44 protein-coding genes are annotated in these 26,649 nt (G+C 62.9%); 37 read left to right on the top strand and 7 right to left on the bottom strand.

The window, feature by feature from the left end; all coding sequences use genetic code 11:
* The first annotated feature begins 282 nt into the window (after positions 1–282).
* The 29 genes from HPY32_RS14065 (at position 283) to HPY32_RS13925 (ending at position 16,843) form a co-directional block, all read left to right on the top strand.
* Positions 283–1,113, top strand: a complete 831-nt coding sequence (locus tag HPY32_RS14065) for a hypothetical protein (protein ID WP_156674093.1) — start codon at positions 283–285, stop codon at positions 1,111–1,113.
* Positions 1,114–1,636: 523 nt separating this feature from the next.
* Positions 1,637–1,852, top strand: a complete 216-nt coding sequence (locus tag HPY32_RS14060; RefSeq protein WP_156674094.1) for a hypothetical protein — start codon at positions 1,637–1,639, stop codon at positions 1,850–1,852.
* Positions 1,853–2,455: 603 nt separating this feature from the next.
* The gene (locus HPY32_RS14055) at positions 2,456–3,277 is read left to right on the top strand and encodes a hypothetical protein (RefSeq protein WP_067580807.1); all 822 of its coding nucleotides are present in this window, start codon (positions 2,456–2,458) and stop codon (positions 3,275–3,277) included.
* Between the two features lie 29 nt (positions 3,278–3,306).
* Entirely contained in the window at positions 3,307–3,531 is a 225-nt protein-coding gene (locus tag HPY32_RS14050; RefSeq protein WP_067580808.1) for a hypothetical protein, read from the top strand.
* Between the two features lie 84 nt (positions 3,532–3,615).
* Positions 3,616–4,161 carry an antirestriction protein ArdA gene (locus HPY32_RS14045; protein ID WP_067580810.1) on the top strand — a complete coding sequence of 182 codons (546 nt, stop codon included), beginning with the start codon at positions 3,616–3,618 and terminating at the stop codon, positions 4,159–4,161.
* A gap of 67 nt (positions 4,162–4,228) precedes the next feature.
* The gene (locus HPY32_RS14040; protein ID WP_082870797.1) at positions 4,229–4,477 is read left to right on the top strand and encodes a hypothetical protein; all 249 of its coding nucleotides are present in this window, start codon (positions 4,229–4,231) and stop codon (positions 4,475–4,477) included.
* 2 nt (positions 4,478–4,479) lie between these two features.
* Positions 4,480–5,058, top strand: coding sequence for a hypothetical protein (locus HPY32_RS14035; RefSeq protein ID WP_067580813.1), 579 nt, complete (start codon positions 4,480–4,482; stop codon positions 5,056–5,058).
* A gap of 25 nt (positions 5,059–5,083) precedes the next feature.
* Positions 5,084–5,341: a hypothetical protein gene (locus tag HPY32_RS14030; protein WP_067580815.1), complete on the top strand. Its 258-nt coding sequence runs from the start codon at positions 5,084–5,086 to the stop codon at positions 5,339–5,341.
* Positions 5,342–5,415: 74 nt separating this feature from the next.
* The gene (locus tag HPY32_RS14025) at positions 5,416–6,135 is read left to right on the top strand and encodes a DUF2786 domain-containing protein (protein ID WP_067580817.1); all 720 of its coding nucleotides are present in this window, start codon (positions 5,416–5,418) and stop codon (positions 6,133–6,135) included.
* 75 nt (positions 6,136–6,210) lie between these two features.
* On the top strand, positions 6,211–6,483 hold the full coding sequence (locus tag HPY32_RS14020) for a hypothetical protein (RefSeq protein ID WP_067580819.1): 273 nt from the start codon (positions 6,211–6,213) through the stop codon (positions 6,481–6,483).
* Positions 6,480–6,683 (top strand): hypothetical protein, encoded by a 204-nt coding sequence (locus tag HPY32_RS14015; RefSeq protein ID WP_067580820.1) that lies wholly within the window; start codon positions 6,480–6,482, stop codon positions 6,681–6,683. The genes HPY32_RS14020 and HPY32_RS14015 overlap by 4 nt, the downstream gene beginning before the upstream one ends.
* The gene (locus HPY32_RS14010) at positions 6,680–7,051 is read left to right on the top strand and encodes a hypothetical protein (protein ID WP_067580822.1); all 372 of its coding nucleotides are present in this window, start codon (positions 6,680–6,682) and stop codon (positions 7,049–7,051) included. Before HPY32_RS14015 ends, HPY32_RS14010 begins: the two co-directional genes overlap by 4 nt.
* A 362-nt stretch (positions 7,052–7,413) precedes the next feature.
* Positions 7,414–7,920, top strand: a complete 507-nt coding sequence (locus HPY32_RS14005; RefSeq protein WP_067580824.1) for a hypothetical protein — start codon at positions 7,414–7,416, stop codon at positions 7,918–7,920.
* Positions 7,917–8,225: a hypothetical protein gene (locus HPY32_RS14000; protein ID WP_156674095.1), complete on the top strand. Its 309-nt coding sequence runs from the start codon at positions 7,917–7,919 to the stop codon at positions 8,223–8,225. Before HPY32_RS14005 ends, HPY32_RS14000 begins: the two co-directional genes overlap by 4 nt.
* On the top strand, positions 8,218–9,009 hold the full coding sequence (locus HPY32_RS13995) for a RecB family exonuclease (RefSeq protein WP_067580828.1): 792 nt from the start codon (positions 8,218–8,220) through the stop codon (positions 9,007–9,009). The genes HPY32_RS14000 and HPY32_RS13995 overlap by 8 nt, the downstream gene beginning before the upstream one ends.
* A 24-nt stretch (positions 9,010–9,033) precedes the next feature.
* Positions 9,034–9,264, top strand: a complete 231-nt coding sequence (locus HPY32_RS13990; protein WP_067580830.1) for a hypothetical protein — start codon at positions 9,034–9,036, stop codon at positions 9,262–9,264.
* A 93-nt stretch (positions 9,265–9,357) separates the two neighbouring features.
* Positions 9,358–10,116, top strand: coding sequence for an AAA family ATPase (locus HPY32_RS13985; RefSeq protein WP_231951549.1), 759 nt, complete (start codon positions 9,358–9,360; stop codon positions 10,114–10,116).
* Between the two features lie 18 nt (positions 10,117–10,134).
* Complete coding sequence (locus HPY32_RS13980; RefSeq protein WP_067580834.1) at positions 10,135–10,602, top strand: endonuclease VII domain-containing protein; 468 nt, start codon at positions 10,135–10,137, stop codon at positions 10,600–10,602.
* Positions 10,554–10,991 carry a CHC2 zinc finger domain-containing protein gene (locus tag HPY32_RS46540; RefSeq protein ID WP_373686633.1) on the top strand — a complete coding sequence of 146 codons (438 nt, stop codon included), beginning with the start codon at positions 10,554–10,556 and terminating at the stop codon, positions 10,989–10,991. Before HPY32_RS13980 ends, HPY32_RS46540 begins: the two co-directional genes overlap by 49 nt.
* Positions 10,900–11,466 carry a toprim domain-containing protein gene (locus HPY32_RS13970; RefSeq protein ID WP_373686632.1) on the top strand — a complete coding sequence of 189 codons (567 nt, stop codon included), beginning with the start codon at positions 10,900–10,902 and terminating at the stop codon, positions 11,464–11,466. The genes HPY32_RS46540 and HPY32_RS13970 overlap by 92 nt, the downstream gene beginning before the upstream one ends.
* The gene (locus tag HPY32_RS13965; protein WP_231951409.1) at positions 11,463–11,741 is read left to right on the top strand and encodes a glutaredoxin family protein; all 279 of its coding nucleotides are present in this window, start codon (positions 11,463–11,465) and stop codon (positions 11,739–11,741) included. The genes HPY32_RS13970 and HPY32_RS13965 overlap by 4 nt, the downstream gene beginning before the upstream one ends.
* Before the next feature lie 27 nt (positions 11,742–11,768).
* Positions 11,769–12,317, top strand: a complete 549-nt coding sequence (locus HPY32_RS43865) for a hypothetical protein (RefSeq protein WP_067580837.1) — start codon at positions 11,769–11,771, stop codon at positions 12,315–12,317.
* Entirely contained in the window at positions 12,314–13,081 is a 768-nt protein-coding gene (locus HPY32_RS13955; protein WP_067580839.1) for a metallophosphoesterase, read from the top strand. The genes HPY32_RS43865 and HPY32_RS13955 overlap by 4 nt, the downstream gene beginning before the upstream one ends.
* A 36-nt stretch (positions 13,082–13,117) precedes the next feature.
* Entirely contained in the window at positions 13,118–13,651 is a 534-nt protein-coding gene (locus HPY32_RS13950) for a hypothetical protein (protein ID WP_156674096.1), read from the top strand.
* Between the two features lie 11 nt (positions 13,652–13,662).
* Positions 13,663–13,818, top strand: a complete 156-nt coding sequence (locus HPY32_RS13945) for a hypothetical protein (protein WP_171982861.1) — start codon at positions 13,663–13,665, stop codon at positions 13,816–13,818.
* A gap of 48 nt (positions 13,819–13,866) precedes the next feature.
* The gene (locus HPY32_RS13940) at positions 13,867–14,394 is read left to right on the top strand and encodes a D29-gp49 family protein (protein WP_067580842.1); all 528 of its coding nucleotides are present in this window, start codon (positions 13,867–13,869) and stop codon (positions 14,392–14,394) included.
* A gap of 88 nt (positions 14,395–14,482) precedes the next feature.
* Entirely contained in the window at positions 14,483–14,662 is a 180-nt protein-coding gene (locus HPY32_RS13935) for a hypothetical protein (RefSeq protein ID WP_156674097.1), read from the top strand.
* A 55-nt stretch (positions 14,663–14,717) separates the two neighbouring features.
* Positions 14,718–16,475, top strand: a complete 1,758-nt coding sequence (locus HPY32_RS13930; protein WP_231951410.1) for a DNA polymerase — start codon at positions 14,718–14,720, stop codon at positions 16,473–16,475.
* A gap of 26 nt (positions 16,476–16,501) precedes the next feature.
* Positions 16,502–16,843 carry a hypothetical protein gene (locus HPY32_RS13925; RefSeq protein WP_067580846.1) on the top strand — a complete coding sequence of 114 codons (342 nt, stop codon included), beginning with the start codon at positions 16,502–16,504 and terminating at the stop codon, positions 16,841–16,843.
* Between the two features lie 49 nt (positions 16,844–16,892).
* Here the strand turns inward: HPY32_RS13925 and HPY32_RS13920 are convergent, their stop codons facing one another.
* Entirely contained in the window at positions 16,893–17,198 is a 306-nt protein-coding gene (locus HPY32_RS13920; RefSeq protein ID WP_067580848.1) for a hypothetical protein, read from the bottom strand.
* On the bottom strand, positions 17,177–17,857 hold the full coding sequence (locus HPY32_RS13915; protein WP_067580850.1) for a helix-turn-helix domain-containing protein: 681 nt from the start codon (positions 17,855–17,857) through the stop codon (positions 17,177–17,179). Before HPY32_RS13915 ends, HPY32_RS13920 begins: the two co-directional genes overlap by 22 nt.
* 144 nt (positions 17,858–18,001) lie before the next feature.
* On the opposite strand from HPY32_RS13915, the gene HPY32_RS13910 reads away from it, so the two are divergent.
* Positions 18,002–18,313: a hypothetical protein gene (locus HPY32_RS13910; protein ID WP_082871126.1), complete on the top strand. Its 312-nt coding sequence runs from the start codon at positions 18,002–18,004 to the stop codon at positions 18,311–18,313.
* A 32-nt stretch (positions 18,314–18,345) separates the two neighbouring features.
* Here HPY32_RS13910 and HPY32_RS13905 read toward each other — a convergent pair whose 3' ends face one another.
* A complete protein-coding gene (locus HPY32_RS13905) occupies positions 18,346–19,551 on the bottom strand; it encodes a helix-turn-helix domain-containing protein (protein WP_067580851.1) in 1,206 nt (401 codons plus the stop codon).
* A gap of 241 nt (positions 19,552–19,792) precedes the next feature.
* Between HPY32_RS13905 and HPY32_RS13900 the strand changes: the two genes are divergently transcribed.
* From HPY32_RS13900 to HPY32_RS13880, 5 genes are all read left to right on the top strand, one after another.
* Positions 19,793–20,086 carry a hypothetical protein gene (locus tag HPY32_RS13900; RefSeq protein ID WP_156674098.1) on the top strand — a complete coding sequence of 98 codons (294 nt, stop codon included), beginning with the start codon at positions 19,793–19,795 and terminating at the stop codon, positions 20,084–20,086.
* Positions 20,070–20,279 (top strand): hypothetical protein, encoded by a 210-nt coding sequence (locus HPY32_RS13895; protein ID WP_156674099.1) that lies wholly within the window; start codon positions 20,070–20,072, stop codon positions 20,277–20,279. Before HPY32_RS13900 ends, HPY32_RS13895 begins: the two co-directional genes overlap by 17 nt.
* Before the next feature lie 408 nt (positions 20,280–20,687).
* Positions 20,688–21,791: a radical SAM protein gene (locus tag HPY32_RS13890; protein ID WP_231951411.1), complete on the top strand. Its 1,104-nt coding sequence runs from the start codon at positions 20,688–20,690 to the stop codon at positions 21,789–21,791.
* Positions 21,788–22,414 (top strand): 3'-5' exonuclease, encoded by a 627-nt coding sequence (locus HPY32_RS13885; protein WP_082870799.1) that lies wholly within the window; start codon positions 21,788–21,790, stop codon positions 22,412–22,414. The genes HPY32_RS13890 and HPY32_RS13885 overlap by 4 nt, the downstream gene beginning before the upstream one ends.
* Positions 22,411–23,091 carry an AAA family ATPase gene (locus tag HPY32_RS13880; protein WP_171982860.1) on the top strand — a complete coding sequence of 227 codons (681 nt, stop codon included), beginning with the start codon at positions 22,411–22,413 and terminating at the stop codon, positions 23,089–23,091. The genes HPY32_RS13885 and HPY32_RS13880 overlap by 4 nt, the downstream gene beginning before the upstream one ends.
* 55 nt (positions 23,092–23,146) lie before the next feature.
* Here the strand turns inward: HPY32_RS13880 and hinT are convergent, their stop codons facing one another.
* From hinT to HPY32_RS13865, 3 genes are all read right to left on the bottom strand, one after another.
* Positions 23,147–23,500 (bottom strand): purine nucleoside phosphoramidase, encoded by a 354-nt coding sequence (gene hinT, locus HPY32_RS13875; protein WP_067580858.1) that lies wholly within the window; start codon positions 23,498–23,500, stop codon positions 23,147–23,149.
* 30 nt (positions 23,501–23,530) lie between these two features.
* Positions 23,531–23,998 carry a hypothetical protein gene (locus HPY32_RS13870; RefSeq protein WP_156674101.1) on the bottom strand — a complete coding sequence of 156 codons (468 nt, stop codon included), beginning with the start codon at positions 23,996–23,998 and terminating at the stop codon, positions 23,531–23,533.
* A 76-nt stretch (positions 23,999–24,074) separates the two neighbouring features.
* On the bottom strand, positions 24,075–24,551 hold the full coding sequence (locus HPY32_RS13865; protein WP_067580861.1) for a DUF2637 domain-containing protein: 477 nt from the start codon (positions 24,549–24,551) through the stop codon (positions 24,075–24,077).
* A gap of 161 nt (positions 24,552–24,712) precedes the next feature.
* Here HPY32_RS13865 and HPY32_RS13860 point away from each other — a divergent pair, with 161 nt between their 5' ends.
* Positions 24,713–25,078, top strand: a complete 366-nt coding sequence (locus tag HPY32_RS13860; protein WP_269456474.1) for an HIT family protein — start codon at positions 24,713–24,715, stop codon at positions 25,076–25,078.
* A 208-nt stretch (positions 25,079–25,286) separates the two neighbouring features.
* Complete coding sequence (locus HPY32_RS13855; RefSeq protein ID WP_067585166.1) at positions 25,287–26,249, top strand: alpha/beta hydrolase; 963 nt, start codon at positions 25,287–25,289, stop codon at positions 26,247–26,249.
* Here the strand turns inward: HPY32_RS13855 and HPY32_RS13850 are convergent.
* Complete coding sequence (locus HPY32_RS13850) at positions 26,243–26,458, bottom strand: DUF397 domain-containing protein (RefSeq protein ID WP_067580868.1); 216 nt, start codon at positions 26,456–26,458, stop codon at positions 26,243–26,245. The genes HPY32_RS13855 and HPY32_RS13850 overlap by 7 nt on opposite strands.
* Positions 26,459–26,649: the final 191 nt, after the last annotated feature.

The following is a 26,649-nucleotide window of genomic DNA, read 5'->3' as shown; positions in this document are numbered from 1 at the left end:
ATGGGGATACCAGTTGGACCGGCTTCGATGGCCGGTCTAACCTGGGCAGCCCTTTACTGGGCTGCGGGAAGACCCGACAGGGTCGTTCGGTCGCTTTCGCTCCCTCACTTATATATAGGAGTCCCGCACCCCCCGATTCCGTCCCGTTGACTCCCCACGTGGCGGAGCCCACAGCAAAACGGGGGTCGTTCCGGTTGGATGAAGTGTTGTACGTCATACGAACTAAAGCGAGAGAGGGTGGGCATGGACAGAGTTATTCAGACAGACAACTTTCGGTTGGAGATGGAGCGCGCCGTCGTTCGTGTCAGCGCCCACCACGACGAAGGCCCGGAGATGATCCCCGTCCGGATCGGCCCCGGCATGGTGACCATCCGGCCTCCCTACCAGCTGGAGTTCCTGGCCGGCCTCGAACAAGCGCAACAGTGGATCACCCGGCGGGCCGCCCCGTTCTCTATGGCGCGGCCGGGTGCCTGGCGCACGCAGCGGACGCGGGAGTTCCTCACCATCTACGGCCCGTTCGTCGGGCTCAGGATCTCGGTATACGCCGAGGACACCCACAGGCTGGTCCTCGTCTTCCGTATCGAGTTCTCACAGCTCAAGCACATGATCGAGGCAATCCGGGAAGGGCTGGCAATCCCCGTGGCTCTCTCGCCGAAACCGCAACCTGCCGTGAGTCGGCGACCCGAGCCTGTACCTCTGGCGCGAGTCCTATCGAGAGGCAACTATCGGGTAGAGATGCGCCGGGCCAGCTTTTTCGTGACCGCCACCCACTACGGCGGCCATGACGCGATCCCGTGGCACATCGACCGGCAGCTGGTCGAATATCCGACCGCTGATACCCCGGCCGTGCACTATCTGCTCGATCGCTGTCGCGAGTGGATGCAGAAGCGGACGAGTCCTCCCCACCTCCGCGCACCGGCAGGTGCCTGGACTGTCACCCGAGGACCGGAGCGGACGACGTTCACGGGTCCGCTCATCGGATTGCAGACATCGAAGATCGTCGATGACGACGGCGTTCGATTCGTCCTGACCTTCGAGGTCGAATACGCCCAGCTCATGAACCTGCTGGACACGATCGACGCTGACTTCCAGTTGCCGACTCGCGGCCTGTAAACCCGTACAGGACCGGGCAGCCGCATTACGTGCCGATCTAGCGCGGGCGGGCGGGGGTATGCCCCCCTGGGTGGGCTGCACCCCGTCTGACCTGCGGGTATTGCACAGCCTGCCCCTGGTGTGCCCCCACCGCGTGCCCTGTCCCTGTGTGTGCGCGCCCCCTGGTCACTCCCTGCGCGTGCCCCCGCGCGCGTGCCCCTGCGCTTTCCCTCTCTCTGCCCACCCGTGCCCCCTGCCCCTGCCAGGGGTACCCCACCCCCACCCCCTGCCTGCCCCCACCCGCCACCCAGGGTCACCCCTGCCCTTGCCCCTACCCCCTGCGGTGTGCCCCTCCCTGCACCCCGTGCCCCTGTGCACCCCCTGTCCCTGCCCAGGGTGCGCCCCCTGCACCCCGGCGGATATGCACCCCTATCAGCGAATGCGCACCACGACTTGACAATGAACGGCACTGCTGGGTAACGTTTCACTTGTCAATGAACGGCAACACGGAAACGAGGTGAACGGAATGCGCAGGTTCGCAGGAGTGATCGCAATCGCGATCGGTATCACTGCCGCGCTACCCGCAACCGCATCGGCCATTGAAGAGGATGAGCCGGGCTGGAATTGTGCAACCATGGGCAACATGATCTGTGGAACCGATGAATCGGCCGAAGATCCCACGGTTTGCTATTGGTCGGCCAGTGAATGGCTGAGTGCATACAGCGCGACGCTTGACGAACCGTGCAAGTTCGGTCTCTGACTTGACAATGAACGGCTCTCATGATTGAGTGAGGGCCGTTCGACCGGATGATTCCGGCGCGATCCTTTGGTCAACTCAATAGTGTGAATCTCCGAATTACGTGAGAGCCTTTGATTGGCTGATCGTTCGTCAATGGTGCTTGGGAACCCTAAAGCGTGAAGGGTTAGAGAGCTGCGCAGCAACACTACACACCATAATTTGACAATGAACGGCTGGGCGAATAGGTTTCGAATCGAAATTCAAGTGCGAGGCTTCGGTCTTACATGGATTCACACGGACTTGACAATGAACGGTCGAGACGTTAAATTTGGAAACAACAACGGAGCGATGAACTCCAGGTCGCAAGCCTGAAGGGATCGTTTCCGAATGAACTTTGAGAACTCAATACAGAGCGCGAACCTACTGGTTCTTAGATGAGCGATGGTCATGCCAAGGCTATACGCGATGAGGCTAGGGGCAAGGTCACCTGAGACGTGACCAGGAACGCCAGTACCCGCAGAAACGGGCCTGGTAGGAGGGTTAGCGAAAGCGGCGCGAGTTGCTTGCGTCGGGCAGAGCTATGCCTCTGCCTGGCGTTGGTGACTTGACAATGAAAGGCTAGACATGACTGCGGTTCTTCCTGCCCTGGACGTTGACCAGATCAACGAGGGGCGGCAGTGGATCTATGACCACACCGATCACGTGGCCTACGACTGGAAAGACTCCGACGTCGCTGGCTACGTGGCGGCGCACTACGACGGCGGAATTGAAGCGTTCGCTACCTCGGTGCGTGGCGAGATGGCTCGTGTGTACGGCAAGGATTGGCGCAAGCGCTGCGACCACTTCGCCGAGTTCTACGCCAGGGGCTACCGGACCGACTACAAAGACCTGCTGCTGGTCAAGGGCACCCACGCCCAGGATCAATATGGGTACGACGATGTCGTAGGTATCGCGAATTACCGAGTGCTGCGCGAGCAATGGGGTGACGCCCCTGGATTGAGTGATGGCCCGTACTCGAATTGCGACTACATCGCCTTGGATCTAGATTCCGAGGCCCCGGAAGACATGACCGAAACCCTGGATGCCCTAGAGAGCTATCCCGTTCTCGACGACCAAGTGTGGTCCGAAGTCGAACAGGAGCAGATCCAAGAGCATTGGGACAACTACGGTCGATGGGATTTGCACAAGGCCGTTCGTGAAGCCATTGGTGCCTACGAATTGACCGACGCTGCCGAAGCGATCATCGACCGCCTGGTCTGGGAAGGCTTGCTCGAATACGGGTATGGCGGCGGTTACCCGATCATGATCGACTCTTCTGCCTGTGACTTCGGCGAAGGCGTAATCCCCGGCTGGATCGCTGCCCGGTTGGGCTCTGTCGTGACCTTGTCGCACTGGGGCCGCACCGAGATTTTCGATCTGCGTAAGCGCAACATCATCGCCGAATAGGAGACTTGACAATGAATGACACTGCTGGAATGAAGACCATCATTCTCGAATGGATCGATATCTCTGACCACTCGCTGAAAGTGACCGTTCCGGAAGACTTCGACCCGGACGACATCGACTCCGAATACGAAGACCTGTACGACGACCTCGCTGAATTCGATAGCGAGTCGTACAACGGATGCACTCGTGAGGGTGCCTACATCCGCAAGGTCGTGAAGTACGACCCGCAGGCTTCGACCCTCTACCTGGATTAGCAGATTTGCCTGCGGCCTGAGTTGTGGCTCAGTCCGGCGGGTTCGCTGTTCATCCCGACTTGACAATGAACGAAAGGTAAGACCGTGACTGCGAGCATCTACGTCGCCAGCCTCACCGACTACAACGCCGGGCGTCTGCACGGTGAGTGGCTGGACGTGCTCGACTTCATCGACGGCGCAGACTTACTCGCGGCGGTTGACCGGATGCTGCGGAAGTCTCCGACCGCTCGGCGTGAAGGTGCCGTGGCCGAGGAATGGGCCATCCATGACTACGACGGGTTCGGCGGCTTCGAGGTCAGTGCGTGGGCTCGCTTCGATGACGTCTTCGACCTGGCCAAGACGCTCGATGAGCTGGAGAAGCTCGACGAGGCCGAAGCGTTCACGGTGTTCATCCAGGAAATCCGTGGTCTCGATGAGTTCGATGGCCTGACCGACGCTGTGGCCGGATTCCGGGATGCCTATGTCGGAGCGATGAGCCCGGCCGACTACGCCTACGACGTCATGGAAGACGCGTTGTCGCAGGTGGACGACACGATCCGCATGTACTTCGACTTCGAGGCGTACGGCCGCGACCTGGTGACCGGCGGCGACATGACCTACGCCGAAGGCTTCCTCTTCTGGAATCACTGAGCCTCTTGCCTGGGGCCGTGAGCTATCGCTCCGGCCGCCGGGTTCTTCGCTGAGAGATGGAGAACACATGCAAGACATGACACCGACGCTCGGAAAGATCCAGCGCACCAACGTGATTGCCGATCAGGTGATGTATTCGGTTGACGTCACATACCCCGGAGAGCCCACCAAAGAGATTGCGTTTCTGCGTAACTCGCGAGGTACCGGCCACGTCTTCATGCACCTTGATCCGTTCGGCTGGACGCGAGTCGAGAACCCGGATCGTTTCGGAAAGTTCGGCCCGGAATGGGTGCGGCGCTACTTCCTGGAGGACTGATCGTGACCACGTTCGAACAGACCGACTCCGTGTTCGCTATCGCGGACGCCGTGGCCCATCACATCGGACCCGGCTGGTACGCCGAAGGTTTCGGCAGTAACGAGGGACGGGCCACGATTCAAGGCCCCAACGGAATGGCGCTGCTGCTGACCTCGCGCCGAGGCTTGTACTCGGTGCCGCGCGGCATGATTCGCGTGCTGCCCCAATACGGCCCGGCTAGAGACCACCTGCCCAAGAACCTGCGCGGCCTGGAGATCAACGTCTCGATTGACAAGGCTTCGTTGATGATTGCGCGAGAGATCAACCGGCGGTTGATGCCCGCCTACGAGCACGCCTATGCCGTGGCCATCGACGCATGGCAAGGCTTCCGCCAGCAAGAGCTGGACGACCGGGAGACCGAAGCTGATTTGGTCAGTGAGACGAACGCGACGTGGCTGCCTGGAATGCAGCGTGGCGAGTTCGGTGTCCATGGTCGCGGCGGCGACTTCCGGGTGCGTGACGGGCAGGTGCGCTGGGAGCTGCTGTTGCCCCCGGAGGAATCACGCGCGCTGGCCCGATTTCTCGCCGGTCTCCTTGGATAGACTTCGGAACAAGGGAAGGGAAGAAATGAGCAACCACACCGACGAACGCGTGGCCAGCCTGGAGGCATGGGCGTTCCGCAAAGATACTGAGACAGAACGGTTTCGGCGCATGGTCTCCGACGAGATCGGCCCCATCCTCGGCGCACTCGCCGACCCCGAGACTAAAGAGCTGATCAGCGTCCCCGAGCAGTTCGGTGAGGTCTTCAACCGCCTTGATGTCATCGAGGCCCGGCATGACGCCCACACCGGGATGCTGAAAGCGATCCTCGCCAAACTCGGCTAACCGCACACCGCACACCGCACCCCCTGAGCCAAGCGCCCAGGGGGTTTTTCTATGCCCTGAACAGGAACTGAGACATGGCAATCAACTGGGAAGACAAGGTTCGCAAGCTGCTGGCACTGGCCGAAGGGCCGGGAGTCACCGAGGCCGAAGCCGAGCTGGCGCGCGAGCAGGCGTACTCGATCATCGCGTCCCGAGGACTGGACGAAGCGAAGATCCGCGCCGCCCAGGGCGCGCAGGCCCAGCAGGCGGAGATCGTCGTCAAGAGGTTCGATGCGACCGGCCAATACCAGCTGCTACAGCTGCGGCTGATGCATCGGATCGCAAGCGCCCTGCACTGCGAATCGTTGCACTGGACCCACGACAACCACGGCATGATCGTCGGCGCGAAACCGCACGTCGAACGAGTCATGTTGTTGCTGGCACTGCTCGCCCCGCAAATGGTCAAGGCCACGAAATCAGCACGGCCGGAAGGCTATTCGTACATGACTGGCGGCGAGGTTCGGTCCTGGCGGCGATCCTTCGCCATCGGATGGCTCGAACGCGTCGGCCGGACCCTGCGGGACAAGGAACAGACCGTGGCCACCTCGACCGAGGCCCAGACCACAGGTGCCGCGCTGGTCCTGGTCGATGACCGCCAGCGCGCCGAGCTTGCACGCAAGGAGCGGTTCGGCAAGCCGAAGACCAGTAAGTACAAGGCTCCAGGCTCCGGGTTCCGAGACGGCTGGACCGAGGGAGCGAACGCCGATATCGGGGACGGCCGGCTGAAGGGCAGCCGACTTGCCCTCCACTCCTGATTCGCGGGTTCGCTACGCCCCCAGGCCCTCGCCGGCCTGGGGGCGGTGTGAGTTACGAATCGAAAGGAACAAGACATGAGCACCGTAGAGATCCTGAGATCCGACGTAGATACCTTCCTTGATGCATGGGCCTCGGGGTATCTGGCCAGCGATATCGGCGAGAAGCTTTGCTGCGGCGAGGTAGAAGCCTTGGCGCACTTGATGATCGGCCTGGGGCGGCTGGACGCCGCCGAAAACTGGATCGCATTCCACGCCGAGGGTGACGACTGCGGCGACCAGCACTGCCGCTGCGCTGGCGATCACTGTGCCAACCCGGAGGAGAGCCTGTACCAGGAGGGCAAGGAATGAAGACCAAGACGATTCGCGTGTCCTGGAGCACGGTCGAGTACTACCACGACGTGATCGAGGTTCCGGCGGACCTGGATCTCACCGACGAATCCGCGGTGCTGGAGCAGATCGCCTGCAAGGCGTCGTACTGCTCGGACTATTCCGATAGCTCGGATCTCATTGACGCTGAGCTGGTTTCGGATGAGGAAGACGAGCTATGAGGACCCGCAGTCGAGAACGCATCCAGTTCCTGACTGACGTGTTGACAACGGCGGTAGAGGGGGGCATCGGCTACTGGTCGGAGCTACGCGGATACCTGCACGAGGCGCCGCACGCACACGCGGTGATCGTCGACTACGAGGACGGGGAGAAGTACCACGTCGATATCGAAACGATCGCCCACGGGCTGAACGAGGTCTCGCGATCTCACGACGTCACGGGCATGAACCACAAGGCGCGCCAGCTGATCACGGCCGCCAATCGAGAGAACGACTTCGCTCCGGCCGGGTACCGGTACGGAGACATCGACTCTGAGGTTGCTGACATGGTGCTGCAAGTGGCGCTGTTCGGGGAGGTTCGTTACGGCTGACTATGAGGAACAGGGGCGTCAACTAGGTCTGCGGTAGGGGATGATCGCAGGTCATGGCGATAGTTGACGTGACACCGAGGGCTGGATAGTATTCCGAATCGCCGAGGTAACCGGAAGGTTTCCGAGATCTGACCACTGGGTTCTCCGCCCGTGGTGCGACAACAGAACAAGACCACCGCCCTGAGAGCGGGTTGTGTCGTTCTGTTCGATCCCAACGCGATGACGACATATGCGAATCAGGGACCGAGAATCCTTCATCAACCCGCAAGGGAAAGGTATGGTCACTTGACAATGACTAGCATCCAGGTGGTACCTTCGCCGGGACCGACCGCATACAACAGAAGAAACTTGGGGGCTCCTCAATGGACGGCCACAACAGCGAAGACAAGCTCACGCTGTCGATAATCGAAGACTTGACAGGGAAGGGCTTAAATCAGACCGAAATCGCCGATATGTATGGCGTGACCAGGCAGTATGTGTCCTGGGTCAAGAAGACCTACGGCGGTAAGCAGACTCCGCGCGAAATAGCGCTGAAGAACTTTCCGTGGATATTGACGACGCAACAGGGGCAAATGGCCCCTGCTCGCAATCTGCGTAATCACGCCGAATTCATGGCAACCGGCGGCCGAGGGATGACCGCCGATAAGTTGACCAAGCTGCGCAATTTTTATAAGAAACTCCGCGAGCAAAATGTCGTGGTCGAATTCGACCCGTCCTTGCCGCCGGAGCCGGGGGTCAGCTCGGTCGGAGGCTTCGCCTACCGGCCGCGTGAGGCTTCGGACGGGGATCTGTTGATCCGCGTCAACGAGCACACACAGATGAATGAGGAAGGCAAGATCATATGGAGGTTTCCTCCTCGAGAACCGTGACCGCTTCGCACTCGCAGATGCTTGCGGCCAGTCACCACGCATTACCGGTCCATGCCTTCGCTCACGTAAGTATTTCGGTGCCGTCCCTGCTGTTCGTGACGACGGCAATGATCGCCACCGGCGTGTGGACGATGTTGGTCTATCGGAGCAGCGCTACTCGGTTGGACGACGAACTACTCCAGCCGATCGCGGATCTCTACGCAGCGTCACCACCGGCCGAGGTGGAGACCCATGAGGACGAAGACATGATGTTCGGGGAAGGCATCGCGTCGGTCCACTACTTCCGAGAGCCAGGCTATGCGTAGCCCGGTCACGCATCGCAGCGTCTCGCAGCTCCAGCAATACGAAAAGTGCCCGTACTCATACAAACTCGCCCGTCTGGACCGGGTGTGGTCCCGGCCGGCCGCCTGGCTCGCGCAAGGCTCGGCAGTGCACACTGTCGCCGAGATGTATGAGCGATCGGACCGAACCATGGATCTCGAACAGGCCCAGGATCTATTCCGCGAGGAGTACTCGAACGAGATCGCCAAGTACACCGAGCGCACCCCGAACTTCGAGTATTGGTTCTGGTCGGGACGGTACAACGGAGAGCGTGACATCGAACGCCGGTACGGGCTGGGCTTGGACCAGGTCGGCCGATATCTCGACTGGTACGAACGGCACCCCGAAGAGGTGATCTGGATTGCCCCAGACGGCACACCAGGGATCGAACTCGGTTTCGACATCGACTTGGACGGGGTAAAGGTCCGCGGCTACATCGACGCGGTGATCCAGACCGGCGACGAGGTTCGAGTCCGCGACAACAAGACCGGCAACCAGCCGGGCGGGGACTTCCAGCTCGGCGTCTACTCGGTGGCCCTGGCCGACGAGTTCGACATCGACCCGCCGCAGGTCGGCGACTACTGGATGGGCCGGTCCGGCAAACCCACCAAGGACTACCGGATCGGTGAGTGGACCCGCGAACGGGTCACCGAGTCGTTCCACGAGCTGGAGGACAACATCCAGGCCGAGAGATTCGATCCCAAGCCCGACCCCGACAAATGCCGATTCTGCGACGTGAAGGCGTCGTGCGCCTTTGCCATGGGCTGAGACTTGACAATGAACGGAGATGTCATGAACTTGACCCCCGATGACCCGCTGTTGACCTCCGGCTATGCCCCGCATGAGACGGCCGCGGTGCTGCGGATGCACCGCAACGGCACCCCCGGTTTTGCCATCGCCGAGACGCTGGAGATGAAGGGAACCGAGCTGGTCAAGGCGCTGCAATCGGCCCTGGACGCCGAGGGTGAAGCCAGTCGGCGAGGGGTGCCCATCCACGACGCCAGGGCCAAGAGGGATTCATGACCGTGGCGCCGTTGAAAGTGAGGAGGACCACAGATCTATACGCCGCTTCAAAGTCTCTACATCCGTGGATCGGCCGGTGAGCCGTTGCCTACGGTGTTCCAAGCCCTGGAGGACAAAGGGACACGCTTCCTTCGCGGCCAGCTCGTCCTGATCTCGGCCGGGCCGGGCACCGGCAAGTCGGCTTTCGTGCTGACGCTGGCGCTCCGCGCAAGAGTGCCGACGCTGTACTTCAGCGCGGACTCCGATGCCTTCACCCAGGCAACTCGCTCGGTGTCCATCCTGACCGGGTGGCCGCTGGAGAAGGCGGCCCAGGCCGTTCGCGGCGACCAGCTCGGCGACGCGGCGAGTGTTTTCCGGGGGATTCCGATCCGCTTCAACTACGAGGCGAGTCCGAACCTGGACAACATCGAGAACACGATCCGGGCCTACGAGGAGGTCTACGGGACCTTCCCGGAGCTGATCGTGATCGACAACGTGACCAACGTCCGCTCCGGCGGCGACGGCGACGATGACCCGTTCAGCGGCCTGGAATCGCTGATGGACTACCTCCACGACATGGGGCGGCAGACCGGCGCGTGCGTCATCGGCTTGCACCACGTCACCGGCAGCTACAACGACGCCGACAAGGCCATCCCGCTCAGCGGCGTGAAGGGGCAGATCACCCGAGTGCCGGAGATGGTGCTCACCCTGCATCGCAGGATCTCTGACGCCGACTATGGCGTGGACACCCTCTATGTCAGCACGGTGAAAAACCGCGGTGGCAAGTCCGACCCCTCGGGTGCGGACGCCGCCGAACTCGAGTTCGTGGGCGATTCGATGCAGATCCGGGACTTCCTCTACCCAATTACTTGACAATGAACGGAGGCTCGATTGGCGACCCGCCGCCCCGCCGGGAAGGCGAAGGTGTGCGTCGACTGCGTAACCGAACGCATCACCACCAAGCGCAAGGCTCCGCATCCGGGACCACGCTGCGCGACACACCACCGCAAGAAACGAACATCGCGCCGCGACTACTCGCACGAGAAACACATCGGCGATCAGTACGGCATCACCAAGGAGGAGTACTGGGCGATCTACGAGGCCCAGGGCCGCAAGTGCGCCATCTGCCGACGAGCGACCGGCGTACGCAAGAAACTCAGCGTCGACCACGACCACGCCACGGGCATGGTGCGAGGTTTGCTCTGCACGATGTGCAACCGAAATGTGTTGGGCCACTTGAGAGATGAGCCAGAAGCCTTCGACCGAGGCAAGAGATACCTGAGTCATCCGCCGGCTGTGGAGGTGATCGGATGCCGGATCGTTCCGGAGGGCGGAGCGCCGGTGAGGGGCGGGCGCTGATAACCCAGGTCATCCACCGGTACTGCCCCGACTGGGTTCCGCCCGACGCGGGCCGTAACGAGTGGGTCAGCTGCCGGTGCCCCTTCCACGGCGACGACTCGCCATCGGCGAGCGTCTCCTACGCCAGCAGCGCATTCAAGTGCTTCGCCTGCCCGGTCAAGGGCGACGCGATAGCGATCATTCGACAGCAAGAGGAGGTGAGCTTTGCAGAGGCTGTCCGAATCGCAGAGGACCTTTCTCCGGACGGCGGCCGAACGGTACGCCAGAAGCCTGCCCGAAAGCCCGGCCGAAGAGTATTTGGGGACACGGGGCCTGATGGGTCCGAGCGTCCGCGAGACCGTCAGCGGCTACGCCCTGGGATACGTGGCCGATCCACTCCCTGGTCATGAGACGCACCGCGGATCGTTGGCCATTCCGTATCTGCGGTGGTCGCGTGAGCACGGCTGGGCCGTGGTCTCGATCAGGTTCCGCTGCATCCAGGACCACGAGCACAAGGGCCATGGCAAGTACATGACCACGGCGGGGGACAGGCCCAGGCTCTACAACACCACGGCTCTGCTGGAACAGAGCCCGATCATCGCCATCACCGAAGGCGAGATCGACGCCATCACATCGCAGGTATGCGGCGTGCCCACGGTCGGAGTGCCGGGGGCCGAAGCGTGGCAGCCCCACTTCCGAGAACCCTTCCTCGGGTATCGGGACGTGTTCGTGCTCGCTGATGGCGACGAGGCGGGCCACCGATTCGCCAACACCGTGGCCAAGTCCCTGCCGAACGCGAAAGTCATTCCCTGCCCGCCGGGCGAGGACGTCAACTCTCTAGTCATGAGTAAGGGCAAAAGCGCTCTACTGGAAAGGATCTCGTGATCACCGTCTACAGCAAGCCGGGCTGCCAGCCGTGCAAGATGGCTATCCGGATGATCGAGGGGTCCGGCGTGGACTACGAAGTCATCGACATCACCGAAGACGGTGACGCCTACTCGTACGTCAAGAACGGACTGGGCGCGAACTCGACACCGGTCATCGAGTGGGGCGAAGAAGTCGTCTATGGCTTCACCCCCGAGACCAAGCCCCATGTCCGCAAGCTGATCGAACTCGAATCCGCGCCGACCGTCCACGGCGACGGCGTTTTCCAGCACTGATACTTGACAATGAACGGAGCGAGCGTAGTGCCCGACACCATCAACCCCGCCCACTATCAGGGCTTCTCCAACGGTGCCCAGGTAATCGACATCTCGGAGAATCTCACCCCCAACGCCGCTCAAGCTGTGCAGTACATCGGCCGATCCTCGCGGCTGGATGGCAACAACAAGGGCAACACCCTCGAAGACCTCCGCAAGGCGCACTGGTTCATCGACCGGGAGATCAGCCGCCTGAAGGCGGTCCAGCCCGCTGCCGACGAGAAGGTCCGCGCGCAGCTCGACGACTGGGCGAAGTACCTGACCTCAGATCTGTTTCAGGCCGCCGGTCTGCCCCATCAGTGGCTGCTAGGTACCGAACAGAAGCCCGAGCCGCGCGAGTTCGATTCGCTGCTCGACCTGCCGCACGGGGTGATCTTCCGTGACATGGACGGCGACGAATGGCGGCGCGACTCCGACGACGTGCTGACCTGGCGAGACTCCGGAACCTTCAGCTGGGACACGTGGGACTGCCACACCATCGAAGATGACGAAAGCTACGGCCCGTTCATCGAAGTTATTGAGAGCGAGGCACTTTGAGCAAACGCATCGTCATCGTCCCGGACACCCAGCTACCGTACGACGACTCGAAAGCGCTGAAGGCGGTCATCCGCTTCATCGGCGACTACCAGCCCGACGAAGTGATCCACATCGGCGATCTGATGGACTTCCCTCAACCCAGCCGCTGGAACAAAGGCACCGCAGGGGAGTTCGAAGGCAGCGTGTTCGCCGACGCTGAGGATGCCAAGCGCAGATTCCTTGAACCGCTGCGCGCCGTCTACGACGGGCCGGTGGGCGTGCATGAAGGCAACCACGACGAGCGGGCGCGGACCTACTTGGCCAAATACGCTCCGGCGCTTGCGGAATCGGGTGCGTTCGACATCGACGTTCTGTTGGACTTCGAAGCGTACGACATCACCCTGCTGCCCGAGTTTCATGACGTGGCTCCCGGCTGGATCACCACCCATGGCCACCGGGGCAGTATCCGGCTCTCGCAGGTGGCCGGTGGCACTGCACTGGGTGCGGCCAAGAAGATGATGACCTCGGTAATCATGGGCCACACGCACCGGATGGGTATCGCTTCGCACACCTACGGCCGAGGAGGCAAGGTCACCACGACCGTCACCGGCATGGAGGTTGGAAACCTCATGGACATGAAGAAGGCGCAGTACCTCAAGGGCGGAACGGGCAACTGGCAGAGCGGATTTGGTCTGCTCACCGTTGACGGCAGGCACGTCAAGCCGGAGGTGGTGCCGATCTCGGCGGGCAAGTTCGCCGTCGACGGGGAAGTCTGGAAGGTCTGAAACTTGACAATGAACGGTACGGATGTCAAGGCCGCCGTGAAGCGTGCCGCCGCCTCGGTGGTGATCCAATGGCCCGACGTCATCGAGGCTGATGACCTGGAACAGGAACTCTGGATCTGGATCACCGAGAGTCCCTCGGTGCGGGCCAAGCTCGTCAACGGCACGATGCGCGACCGACACAACCTCCTGGTTCGCAAGGGCCACTCCGTGGCATCGGCAACCCGCAAGTCCAACCTGCGCTTCGCCGCGGAGTTCCACTACTCCGTGGATGACGCCAAGGCGATCCTGGGCGGCGACGAACGCGGAGCGGACAGCCTCGACGACCTCACCGAGGCCATGGACCAGTTGCGCGGCCGCAACCCCGAGCAGGCCGAGGTCATCCGCCGCAAGTACGGCGAGGGCGAAGTGCTGGGCACCGACGCGGCCCGCAAGATGCTCCAGCGCGCCCTGGTCTCACTCACCGACGAAATGAACCGCATCGTCCGGGAGAAGTTCGACGCCTACGGCGGCGGACCTGGCTCCCGCAAGGCGATCTCCAATCAGGCGGCGCAGGCTGCCATCCGCGTGTAAGGAACTTGACAATGAACAGTCTGCTCGACTCGACGTTCAACGGCATGGGTGCTGGCGAGATGTACCGCGCCTGGACGGCACCGGGCGTGTTCCCCGACCAGCCCCAGCCCCGCCTGGAGAACTGGCCGAAAGACGATCTCGAAATGTACTGCGGCATCTACGAATAGCCGCCCCGCGGCTTCGATCAACCAATCTCTCGAGAGGCAACAACAACTATGGGTTTTCCCGATCCTTTCTCCGGTGCGGCTGCGGCTTCCGAGGCCCAGGACGCCCAGCCGGCCTCGGGCGGCAGCGTCTTCGACACCCCTCCGGCCCAGGCAGTCAAGGCTGAGCGACCGGTAGCAGCCGGTGACGGCAAGGTGGTGCTGACCTTCAAGGGCGGTGCAGGCTACGACGCCCCGTGGGTGGTCATCCATGCGGCGGATCTCGCCGATGCCTACGACCAGGTGAGCGGCGAGAACTCCACTCTGCTGGCCTCGCTGATGAAGGAAGTCCAGGCCGGTGGTCAATTCTTCTCCAGCCTCGGTTCCTCTGCCCCCAAGGGTGGCAGTGGTGGCGGTGGTGGACAGCGCCAGCAGCGCGCGCCGCAGGAATCGGCCCCCGGTGGCCAGTCCCGCCAGTGCTCGCACGGCGAGATGGTGTTCAAGTCCGGCGTCGGTAAGAACGGCAAGCCTTGGAAGGCGTTCATGTGCCCGGCCCCGCGCAACGCACCTGATCAGTGTGACCCCGACTTCCTGCGCTAGCCGACTTGACAATGAACGGAAGGGGCGGGGTTGCCCGCCCCTCCGGGGGTCGCAGGCGCCCCACTCATAGCCACGAAAAGGACACTGTATGAAGCAAATTCACGTCGAGATGCTCGACGGGACCACCGCGGAGTTCGAGGACTCGGACGCGGTACTGGACAAGAGCGAAGGAACGCTCAACATCTTCGCCCCCGGCGGGGACTTCTGCGTCTTCAACTGGGCTCACGTCTCCTACTACGTTGTCTTCACGATCAACGAGGACGCATAGGCCCATGATCGAGTTTCGGAACGAAGTCGCTGGAATCCCGGTTGTCATCCGGGTTGTGGAGAATGAGGACGACCTAGAGGGCTTCCGCGATTTCATCCGGAACAACCTCGCGATCCTTGGACTCGACACCGAGACAACAGGATTGGGCATCTACGGCGAAGGCTACGGCCTGCGCCTGGTCCAGTTCGGTAACTACACCGAGTCCTGGGTGGTCCCCGTCGAATACGGGGGCCGTTTCGCCGAGGACGTGCGGCTCGCGCTCAACGGCGTCCAGCGGTTCGTGCTGCACAACGCCAGCTTCGACCTCCAAGTCCTGGACCGCTGCATGGGCATCCCTATGGAGTCGATGTGGCCCAAGGTCACCGATACCCGCATCCTGGCCCACCTGGTGGACCCTCGGGGCCGCGACGAAGGCGGGTTCGGTCACTCCCTGGAGGAGGTGACCCGCCACTACGTGGACCCGGTGGTCGCCGATGAGGTCAAGGGGCTCATGGGCCGACTGGCCAAGGAGTTCCAGACTACGAAGGAAAAGATCTGGGCCGCAGTCGATCTCACGCACCCGGACTATCTCCTCTACTCCGGGATGGACCCAATCCTGGCGATGCGACTGCACCAGAAGCTGGGGCCGCTCGTGCCCGATGTCTCCCGCAAGCTGGTGCGCTACGAGCATCGAATCGCGGAGGTCTGCGCAGTCATGGAGCGCACCGGGTTCCTGCTGGACGTGGACTACACGCTGGATCTGTCGGCACGGCTTCAGCAGGTCGAGCTGGACTACAAGGCCAAGGCTGCGGTCTTCGGCTGCGAGAACGTCAATTCGACCGACCAGGTAGCCGACGTGCTGGAGTTCCGCGGCGTTCGCATCCCCGACCGTACGCCCACCGGCAAACGCAAGGTCGACAAGAAGCTGCTGGACCGACTCGTCGCTGAGGGTGATGAGTTCGCCACCGCGGTCAAGGAAGCCAAGAAGGCCGCCAAGTGGCGCTCAACCTGGGTCGACGGATTCCTGAAGAACAGGGACGCGGGGGACAGGTGCCACGCCAGCATCAACGCCCTGCGGGCGCGGACCGCGCGCATGTCCATCACCGGCATTCCGGCGCAGACCCTGCCCAGCGGTGACTGGATGATCCGGCGGTGCTTCCTCGCCGATGAGGGGCAGTTGATCTCTAGCGTCGACTACCAGGCACAGGAACTGCGAGTGCTCGCAGCGTTGAGCGGTGACCGCACGATGATCAAGGCGTTCCACGAGGGCGCTGACCTTCACCTGCTCACCGCACAGGCCGCGTTCGGCTCCCACATCACCAAGGACGATCCGGAGCGCAAGTACGCCAAAGTGGTGAACTTCGGTCGCGTCTACGGCGGCGGTGCCAACACCGTGGCCGAGCAGACCGGCCTGGACATGGAACGCGCCAAGATCGTGGTCGACGGCTTCGACAAGGCGTACCCCGGCGTGAAGGCGCTGAGCAACCGGCTCCAAGCCGAGGCCCGGCGCAACGGCTATATCGTGACCCCGGTCGGCCGTCGCCTCCCGGTGGACAGGTCGCGGGCCTACTCGGCACTGAACTACCTCATCCAGTCCAGCTCCCGCGACGTCACCGGCCGGGCGCTACTGCGCCTCTACGACGCCGGATTCGGCCCGTACCTGCGGCTCCCGATCCACGACGAGATCCTCGCCTCGGTCCCGGCCGAGCACGCCGAATGGGGAGCCGCCGAAATCGGCCGGCTCATGGCTGAGGACATGGGGCCAGTCCACATCGGCACCGATCCCGAAGTCGGCGGCCGGTCCTGGGGATCGCTCTACGGCGCTTCCGCCTGACCCTCACTTGACAATGAAAGGAAGCCATGGACGACCAAGAGTTCTTCGACGACCTGTATAGGGTCTGGACCCAGATCGACGGTGAAGCGTGGCTCCCGGAGGCGGATGACGAGAACGAGCTGTGGCGGGTTCGAGTAGTCGACGCCGAGGGCAGAGACGTTCGTGACCCGATCCAGTTCCTCACCGGGGCCGAGGCTGCCTTCGTCTCGAAAATCCATGGCGCGCTGCCGGATATCGTCCGCCGCTACCTTGCGGCGCAAGACGAGGCGGAGCGGCTCGACATCGAAAGGGACAACCTCGTCGCCGAGGTCATGCGGCTGGAATTGGAGCTAGCCGAGGTCGAAGCCGATCAGATCGGCCGCTCATAGCGATACCCCTCTCCCTGCCGGGAGGGGGGTCTTTTCGTGTATCTGACGCCTATTCGAGCGATCGTTCGGTGCCAGCCAAGACCTGCGCCGCGTAGTCCGGCGCGCACTGGAGGGGATAGTCGCGGATCATGCCGCCGAGGTTATTGAACCGGCGGCGAATCTCGTTCACATGTTCTGCGCGGGTATGCAGCCGTGCGCGGATCTCGTTGCCGCTGTCGTGGTGCGCCCGCTCGGAGATCTCTGCGGTCGCGGCGTACTTCTCCGCTACGAGCGCATTGACCCGCTCGGATATGCACTCCCGAGTCAGGCCCGTCACATCGACGTAAACGGTTGTCAGGTAGTCACTTTCGGCCATGATGTGAGATTCCCCTGATCGTCGGTGTGGGCATCCACCGCCGAAAGAAGCTGCTCTGCAAGCTCTTTCGTTCGTGCGAGGATTGCCCAGCTGTGGACGCAAGGGCCGTCGTAGTCGTCACCGCTCCAATACCCGACCGCGTGAGTTCCCTGAACATGCAACTTGAAGTAGTACGACCCGGCGGTGATCACGCCTTCGTCGCTGGACTCGTAGTAGCCGGTCAAGGTGTTCGTCCCACGGTGCAACCGCAACTCGCCTGTGAAGGCGAAGTCGCCTGCCTCGATCGCGTTCTCACCCTGGGCGCGGTCTGCGTCGATAAGAAGAAGGTCGCCGTCCTGGGTGAGCATCAGCGCCGCGGTGTCCACCCGGCGCACGCCATCTTTGAAGCTGTAGTTGCTGGTGTACCAGCGGCCTCCGAGACGAGGCCCTTGTGGCAGCGGCCTATACAACTCGGCCACTGACACTTCGAGGTGATCGGCGATCATGAGCATTACGGATGCCGGAGGTTCCTGTTCGGCGTTCTCGTAGCGCCGCATCTGGCGGTCGCTGACACCCACCGCGGCGGCAAGAACTGCCTGGTCGACCTTCTTTTGGATGCGGTGGTACGCGATGCGCCCAGCGATGGCTTCCCGGATGGCGGCGTTGTCGTAGTTGCTCATAGCTGCTGATCCTCTTGGCGTCGGGTGCAGGGGATGCGAGGGAATGATCCCGCATTCAGTCTGTCCGATCACCATGAACCGAGTATAGTCCGGTACGGACAAATTAGTCCGGTGTCTGACAGATTCGCACCATGAGGAGTGAAAGTGCTGTTGCGACCAACCGCAGTGGGCTACCTCCGGACCGACGTGTCGAGGCTGGCTCAGCTCTGGGATCAGAGCCAGATCCGGAAACTCGCCAGCAAGCTCGGCTACGACTTCGCCGACATGGTGGTCTTCGACCCGAAGTTCGGCAGGCCCCCGCTCGCGCGCTTGAAGGCTCAAGTGACGCGGCTTGGCGCGGAGGCTGTCATCGTTCCCAGCCCGGAGCACTTCGCGGCAGGGGAGATCCCAAACGATCTGGTCCTACGGGTCGACGTGGTGACCGTCAGCCCGGAGAAGACATACGCACGTTCCTAGGCGGCCCAATGAATCCTTGTCGTGTCTCCGCACTATGCCGCGTGGACGTAGGCCCGGAGCGTCTCTCGTTCCTCTTGGGCGTCCTTGGAATCGGGAAAGTGCTTCGCCAACAGGCCATCCAGCTGGTTCAGCCGCTTTCGGACCCACGAAAAATGCGCCTCGATCGGCTGCTCCAGTACGGGGGAGACGGCCGCCAGGCTGGCGTCCAGATCGCCTACTCGGGCGTTTGCCATCGCGAGGTAGATCGTCGTCAGCATCTCATCGCCGGGGGACCGCTGCACCTTCCACGCTCTCAGAGCGTCCTCGGACGCCGTGATCGACTTGGTCAGCGTCTTGCTGTCATCGGCCCACATCAGCGAAAACCCGTGGTAATAAATCTGTTTCGCGGGAGTGAAGGTGAACAGGCCGGGGATCTCGTCCGGCCGGCAATGGTCGCGTACTCGATCAGCCTGTTCGAGAAGCTCCAGCGCCAGCGTCGAGTCGCCGAGGTTCGCGACCGACGCGGCGAGGCCACACAGCAGCCGCGGCTCCGTAGTGCCGGTCGAACGGCCGACGTAATTCAGCCCATCTTCGGCGGCACCGCGGGCAAGCTCGAAATCCTTCGTGAAGCGGAATGCGAGAGCCTGTGTGCCTCGTGCCCACGCACGGAGCTGGTCGTGCCCCGCCCGGTCGCCGAGCTGGAAAGCCGCCTCGGCATGGACCTTCGCGTGGTCGTGCTGCCCGAGGTCCAAAGTCAGATAGGACAGGACGCCGCAGACACGGCCCAGAGCCACATAGAGATCACGAATCTCGTTCGGGGAGTGGGCACCGACTCTGAGCCGTCGAGTCAGTTCGGCACGTATCCCAAGCGCTCGTTTCAGGGTCTCGTCGTAGGACTCGAGCCGTGCCTTCGTGGAGATGTCCACGATCCGCTGGCCGATGTCATCCAGCGCAACCCCGTCCGGGGCGAGGATCAATTCCTCGGAGCCCTGCCGGGCTTCCTTGAGCATCCTCATCGTGTCCTCAGCCCGAGCCCGCTCGGCCTGATCGGCATCCCACGAAGCGACCAATTCGCCACCGGCACAAAGCAACAGGTCCGCGTCCTCGACCCACCCCCGGTTATTCGGCCACCTTCGACCGGCCTCGATCGCCAATACCCATGTGTGGTCGCAGAACAGCGCCCCGGCGAGGTCCCGCAGACTCAACTGGCGGGCCAAGCGGTAGCGCCGGAGCGTGGTTCCGGTCCGGTTAGGGCTCATGCTCGGCAATCGTGGTGCCGTTTTGTCCATCTCTCATCATCCCCGGTGGTGACAGATCCCAGGTGCGCCTTTGTCACCACCGTAGCCCCTCCGGAATTCAGCCGGGGTGGTGAGCTGAATTCACCTCCGGCAGGGCCGCGGTCCGACCAGAGGCGGCCCCTAAAGCAAAGGGCGACAAGGGGAGGCGTCATGAAGGTCCGACCGACAACCGTCGAATCTCCTGCCGAGCGAAGGCCATGCGATGTCCGTCGATGATGCGCTAGCGATTCTGAGCGAGGAGCGCCCTGCTCGATGGTTGCAGTACGAGGACGGGTCATGGGCTCCTGTGTGGGACGACGGCTGGGTCGGCGAACCCATCACGGCGACCGACCTGATCCAGATAGCCCGGAGGGACCTTGCCGCGCTCGAAAGCGCCGGATTCCTCGTGGAAGTGATCGACGTCGAACCGCTCGAAGTGGTCGATACCGAGTGGTTGCCCGAGTTGGAACACGCAAGCAGCAGAACCGGAGGAAACGACCATGAAGCGCGCACATGACGAAGTGGCTGCCATCCTTCGGTACGCGGCTCGCGGTGGTGTCGAAGCGCTGGAAAGCATTGCGGCAGAGCTGAAAAGCCAGATCGCATCCGAACGGCCACGACGAAAAGCCGCCGGACTACAGGACGAAGTTGATGCCGCAGTTGAGGCGTACACGCGGCGCGAGTCGACGACCGATCTCAATCGGGGGTGACGCGGTGTCGTTCAACTGGTGGCGGGAATCCGAGCCTGACGAAACGTCTGCACAGGCGATTGTCGACCGAGTACAGGCGGAATGGCGAGCTGAGCGGCAACGCCTGGCGGCAGTAAGCGACGGAGACGGCGGGGCGGGTTTAGGGGCTCACGCGGCCCCCGACGAGGAACTGACGATCGAGCAAGCCCACCGGGAGACGCAGACGCATCGGAACTGCCTCGCCGAGGAGTGCCCGAAAAAACGTGCAGCGTTCCAGCGGCTGGTAAAGGCCGGCCGAGTAGTGCCGGACAGCGCCCGATCAGAGGCATACATGCGGCAAGTCGTGCCACCAAGGAAGGAAAGCTAGTCATGAAGCTAACAGGCCCCCACCGACCTCTACCTCTGCTCACCACGGCGGAGCGAGATCGGATGCGGTCGGAGTTGCGGGAAGTGATCGAGTACCGCAAGAGCGGTCTATCGGTGAACTGGATCGTCGGCTGCCCGCTCGATTGCGGGTACTGCGTCCGCCATCTGTTCGACAATTTCGGGATGAAGGTGCCCAAGGCGCTCATGTCCGAGGCCGAAGCCGCGCGGAGGCTGTTGGGCCACAAGTACTTCCGTCCACACATCACACCGATCCAGCTGCTCAACCGGGCCACTGACCCAATGCTTCCTCGGGTAAAGCCGCACACCTTCGCGATGTTGGGACAACTGGACCGCCAGGGCCTGACCAACCATGTACTGGTCATCACGCGATGGCGGATCGAGCCCGAGGATTGCGCAATCCTCAACTCGTTCAACAACATTCGGCTAACACTGTTGGTCACGCATTCTGGTATAGGCGACGAACGCATAGAACCGGTCGACTCGAACATCGCCGCGACCTCACTACGTGTGGCGCACGACCGCGCCGACCGATATCGGGTGGTCCTCTACTGGCGGCCGATAGTGCCGGGGCTCAATGACAGCAACCAGCACATCCAACGGGCGTTCGAGTTGAGCCGCCATGCACATGCGACCGTGTTCACCGGCTTGTTCTTCAAAGAGCAGATCCGCGACTACTACTTATCCAACGGATTGCCCGAGCCCTACGAGGAGGGCGCTCGTCGCAAGGTATTCCCCGAACATCTTGAAGACCGAATCCTCACCGCAGCAGCCGAATTCGGTACAGGATCGCCGCTGTTCCGCAAGACCAGCTGCGCGGTCACCTATGCCCACGGCGTCGCCGACTACAACGGGCATTACGGTATCCGGGAGCTGTGCGACATCTGCCCGGCAAGCCAGCTGAAACGCTGCGCCAACGGATGGCGGCGGCCGGACCCCAATCACGTCGCTACGCTCGCCGAGCAGTTGGGCGGGCAACTTGTCGAGATCAACGACCGCGCCATTGTGGTCGACGGCCTTGACGAGCCGCCCCGCTACTTCATGCAACACAACCTGGGCTATCAGATACACGACATTGCTAAGCCGCACCACCCGCACCGGCACGGCCGCGCTGACATCGGCTGGTCGGCAACCAAGGAGTCGCTGTGACCGCACCCATGGAGATCCCAAACGCACTGAGCGGCCAGAGGTTGGCCGTGGTCGACGTGGAAGGCAACGGCCAGAACCCACCCGAAATCATCGAGATCGCCATCCTGATAGTGGAAGGCGGCACGGTACACCCCGATGACACGCGGACGTGGTTGATCCGCCCCCAGAACCCAATCACGCCGATCGTGACCCGCAAGGTGCACGGGATCAAGAACAGCGACGTGGCAGATTGCCCGACCTGGCCGGAGGTAGCCAGCGAAATTCAGCTTGCGCTCGAAGACCGGATCGTCGTCGCCCACAACGCCAAAGTCGAACAGAACACGATAGGTCGGCATCTGCCGGACTGGACGCCGCCGATGATCCTCGACACCCTGCGACTGGCGAAGGCCGTGTGGCCCGGACTCAGCGGATACGGCCTGGACAAGCTCATCGAGCATGGCCAGCTCGACACCACAGCCATCGATGCCGTGGGCTACCACCGCGCCTCTTACGACACCTGGGCGGCATGGCAACTGCTGTACCGCCTCGTAAACGATGGGGGCCTCGACTGGTCCGGCCTCGTCGACGCAGCCGCATTGCCTGGGTTTGCACCCGCCGCGGAGCAAGAAGGCGGCCTGTGGTGACCAGCACTCCGAACGAGGTCGACCGGCCAGTGACCATTGCCGTCGTCGGGACCCATTCCACCGGCAAAACGACCTTCCTATCCAGACTCGCCGATGATCTGCGCCGTGACCGGATAGAAGTAGCAGTGGTGGAAGATCTTGGCTCACAAGCGCACCGGATCGGTCTGCCAATTCTCTACCACCACACCTGGGCATCGACCCTCTGGATCATGACGAGGGGCATCAGCACAGAGCTGGAAGCGTGGCTCCACGCTGATGTCGTCTTGGTCGATCGCGGAGTCCCCGACGCACTGGGCTACTACGAAGCCGCACTCGCTTACCAGCAACGACAGCCCGACCCTCGACTTATCCAGCGTCTTGAGCAGATGGCCATCGACCACAGTCGGCACTACGACCAGGTACTCCGAACGGTACTCAACCCCGAGGTGCCGATCGGCTCCGACAAACCACGCGACACCGATCTACGGTTCCGCGAGCTGGCCGATAAGCACGTCGCAGAGGTGCTCCACAGGCTCGGCATCGGCCATGATGTACTTCCGTTTGATGGGCATGACCGCGCGATCGTCGAAGCTCTGGCGCTGATTAAGGGACGGCTCGAAGACCCAGCGGCAGAGTTCTCTTGGGACGACTCCGAGGAACCGACCTCAGTTGCCGTTCACAGACTGGAGGCCGGCTGACGATTCGTCACCTCCTCTCCGGATCACCCCGGTTCGGTGTAGCCGATCCCCTTGTTCAACGGCGTTCCAGCATCGGGCCGAGGGCGTGGCCGCCTACCAGGTGCATGTGCAGGTGATAGACCTCCTGTCCGCCGTGCCGGTTGCAGTTGGAGATCAGGCGGTAGCCCTTCTCTGCAATCCCTTCCTGTGCGGCGACCTTCGCGGCGACAGTCATCATCCGGCCGAGTGCCGGTTCGTGTTCTGGCCGAACATCGTTCAGAGTCGGTATCAGCACGTTCGGCACGATCAGGATGTGTGTCGGTGCCTGCGGTCGGATGTCGCGGAAGGCGGTCACCAAGTCGTCTTGGTACACGACGTCGGCCGGGGCCTGCCCTTGAACGATCCGGAGAAAGGTCGTGTCCTCGCGCATGGCGCAACCCTAGCGAACCTGCGGGTGCCGCTAGCAGTTGTCGAACATCCACTGTCCGTCGATGAATGTCCACGTCCTGGGCTTCATTGCATCGGCTGGCGCACTGGGATCGTTGTCTACAGTCACCACCTGGGCCGACGAGCCGGTGACGCGCACTGTCACCCCGTTCGGGTCCAGCTGCTGATTGCGTCCCTTCATGGCGATCTCCGCCAACGACTTCAAGCTGTCCGCGCTCTCGACTTTCGCCTGGCACCGCTGGGAGTAGAACGCCCATGCACCGTCCCAGTTCTTCGCCACGGTGAGCGTGTTGAAGTCGTTCGCGCGCCGCTTCAACGCTTCCTCCGACTTCGGGTCGGATATCGCCTTGGAAGTACTCACCTGCGCGGCCGGTGACTGACTCGCCTGTGTGGGCGAAGCCTCGGAACTCTCCGAGCAGCCGATCACTCCAAACAGCAGGCCCGCAGCAATCGCACCGGTTCCCAGCTTCATCGCATTCATCGCACAGCTCTTTCTTCCCCTGTCCCTCACGGGCAGGGGTCTTTTCGTGTTTCTCAGGGGTTCCGGCCGGGCGGTTTCAAGCCGCGACAGCGGCTACTGCCGGAGGGATTTCGAGGGCAGCCGGAGAATCGGCAGCCTGTTTGAAGGGCTCGCGCGCCAGCATGACCGTCAGGTGTGTGACGACCAATAGAACGAGCGTGGGGAGCGCCGCAATCGCCTTTGCGATCGGGTTGCCGGGCAACACGGCTTCGGCGTACGCGACGTTTCCGCCGACGGAGAATACAGCGCCTGCCAGCAGGAGCGCCCACGGGTACCAGCGTTTGCGGGGAAGTGCGACTGTCGCGACAGTGGCGACAATCTGTAGGCCGTCGATGATCACCGGCAACATCCACGCCTGGCCCGTGGAAACTCCATTCGCTTCCGCGAGTGCGGTGAGTTTCGTAAACGACATCGAGAACGCAAGCCCGGCAACACAAACGGTTCCGGCGCTAGCGGCTCGGAGTGGCGTAACCGCCGCAACTGCCTTAGACGCGCAAGAAGATAGACTCTCCACTGCACCTGCCCTTTCAGGTGTAAGCCCTCACGCTCGGAGTACCAGTCCGGCGTGGGGGCGCTTCATTCTGCGCCGCAGACGGTAGCAACCGGGCACTAGAGGCGCAAGTCCACCAAACCTCCTCGTAAGTCCTCTACCTGCACGTTTTCCATATACAAACCGTGAAACTTGACGTGCTGGCGTTCATGGACATTCGGCCGATGACGCCCGGCCATCTGCTGGTGATCCCGAAGACCCCGGCGCGCAGCCTGGCCGAGCTGGATCCCGAACTCGGCGGCAAGCTGTTCCGGGTGGGGCAGCGCCTGGCGGCCGCGCTGCGCGCGTCGGAGGTGAACTGCGACGGGGTGAACTTCTTCCTCGCCGACGGTGTCACGGCCGGGCAGGAGGTCTTCCACGTCCACCTGCACGTCATTCCCCGCACCCCCGGCGACGGATTCGGCCTGCGCGGCCGCCCGACCACGCCCCCGCGCGCGGATCTGGACTACCTAGCCACCTCCATCCGCGGCGCACTCGACCGCCTGGGCTAGCGCCCACCTCGCCACCTTCGTCATCCCGGAATGACAAGGAGGCATTTGCTGGAGAAACGCCAGCGGATCAAAATTCGGCATGGCGGGCCGCGGTGGTCTACCTTGAACGAACGGTAAACGCGCGCCCTCTCGGGTGCTGAACTCCTCGTCGTAGGCGTTACGCACCATTCTTCGCCGACCGCGGGGCAGGCTGATGGAGGTGGGGAAGATGCGGCAGAAGGCCGTTGCTGTACTTGTGCTCGCGGTCACCCTGGGCGTCATGGCTCCCCTGGTCGGCCGCACGCCGCGGGCCGCCGCGGCCCGGCTGGTGAGCATCGACGAGCAGAGCCCGACCCGATCCGCGCTCTTCATCGAGTCCGCGGCCATGGACCGCGTCATCCAGGTGCAGGTGCTGCATCCGGCGGGCGGCGGCGCGCGGCCCTCCTACTATCTGCTCGACGGGCTCGATCCCGGTCAGCAGCAGAGCACCTGGACCAACGCCACCGACGCCGAATCGTTCTTCGCGGGCAAGGACGTCAATGTGGTGCTGCCGCTGGGCGGTCAGGCCAGTTACTACACCGATTGGCAGGGCGACGATCCCCGCTTCGGCCGCTATCGCTGGGAGACCTTCCTCACCCGGGAACTGCCGCCGATCATCGACGCGACCTTCGCGGGCAACGGGGTGAACGCGATCGGCGGGCTGTCGATGGGCGGTATCGCCGCCTACGTGCTGGCGGCCCGCAACCCGGACCTGTATCGCGCGGTCGCCGGGTACAGCGCGTGCCCGGATCTCGGGATGGCCCAGGGCGCGATCATGTTCTCCATCGCCAACCGCGGCGGCGATCCGGGCAATATGTGGGGCCCGCCCGGCAGCCCCGCCTGGGCCGAACACGACCCGGCCCGGATGATCGACCGCCTGCGCGGCAAGACCCTCTACCTGTCCACCGGCACCGGCATCCCCGGCCCGCACGAGGCCGAGATCAAACCCCAGCTGCCCGAGAACATCTTCTTCGGCGGCCCCATCGAGGCCGGCGTGGACGCCTGCACCACCGCCTTCGAACAGCGCCTCCGCGCCGCGAACATCCCGGCCCGCATCGACCGCAACCCGGTCGGCACCCACTCCTGGTCCTACTGGGGCGACATGCTCCACGCCTCGTGGCCCACGCTCGGCCCGGCCCTGGGGAGTCAGTGACGGGGGCGGTTGAATTCGCCGTCTTTGGCCCCGGCGACGAAGGCGGTCCATTCGCCCGGGGTGAAGATGAGGATCGGGCCGTCGGGGTTCTTGGCGTCGCGCATGGCGATATTGCCGCTGGCGAGGAAGGCCACCTCGACGCCGCCGGCGCCGTCACCGCTGCGCCGCCAGACGGCGTCGGGATTGATCTCGCGGTTCTTCGCTTCCACGTCTGCTCCTGTGTGATTGGGGGAGTGCGGTGTTCGTGATCCTCAGCACGCCCAGGGTAGTCCGGGCCGTCAGTGGTTTATCGGGCAACCGAACCGGAAACTCCGCTATCTGTGGCGGATATACGGCGTCGACTCGACCCGCAAGCCGGGGAATGTGCGCCGCACCACACCCGAAGCACGACAAGGATGGA

It is taken from the genome of Nocardia terpenica, assembly GCF_013186535.1.
GTDB classification, from domain to species: domain Bacteria; phylum Actinomycetota; class Actinomycetes; order Mycobacteriales; family Mycobacteriaceae; genus Nocardia; species Nocardia terpenica.
The sequence above is the reverse complement of the archived record's forward strand: the minus strand, read 5'-3'. Positions and strand labels throughout refer to the sequence as shown.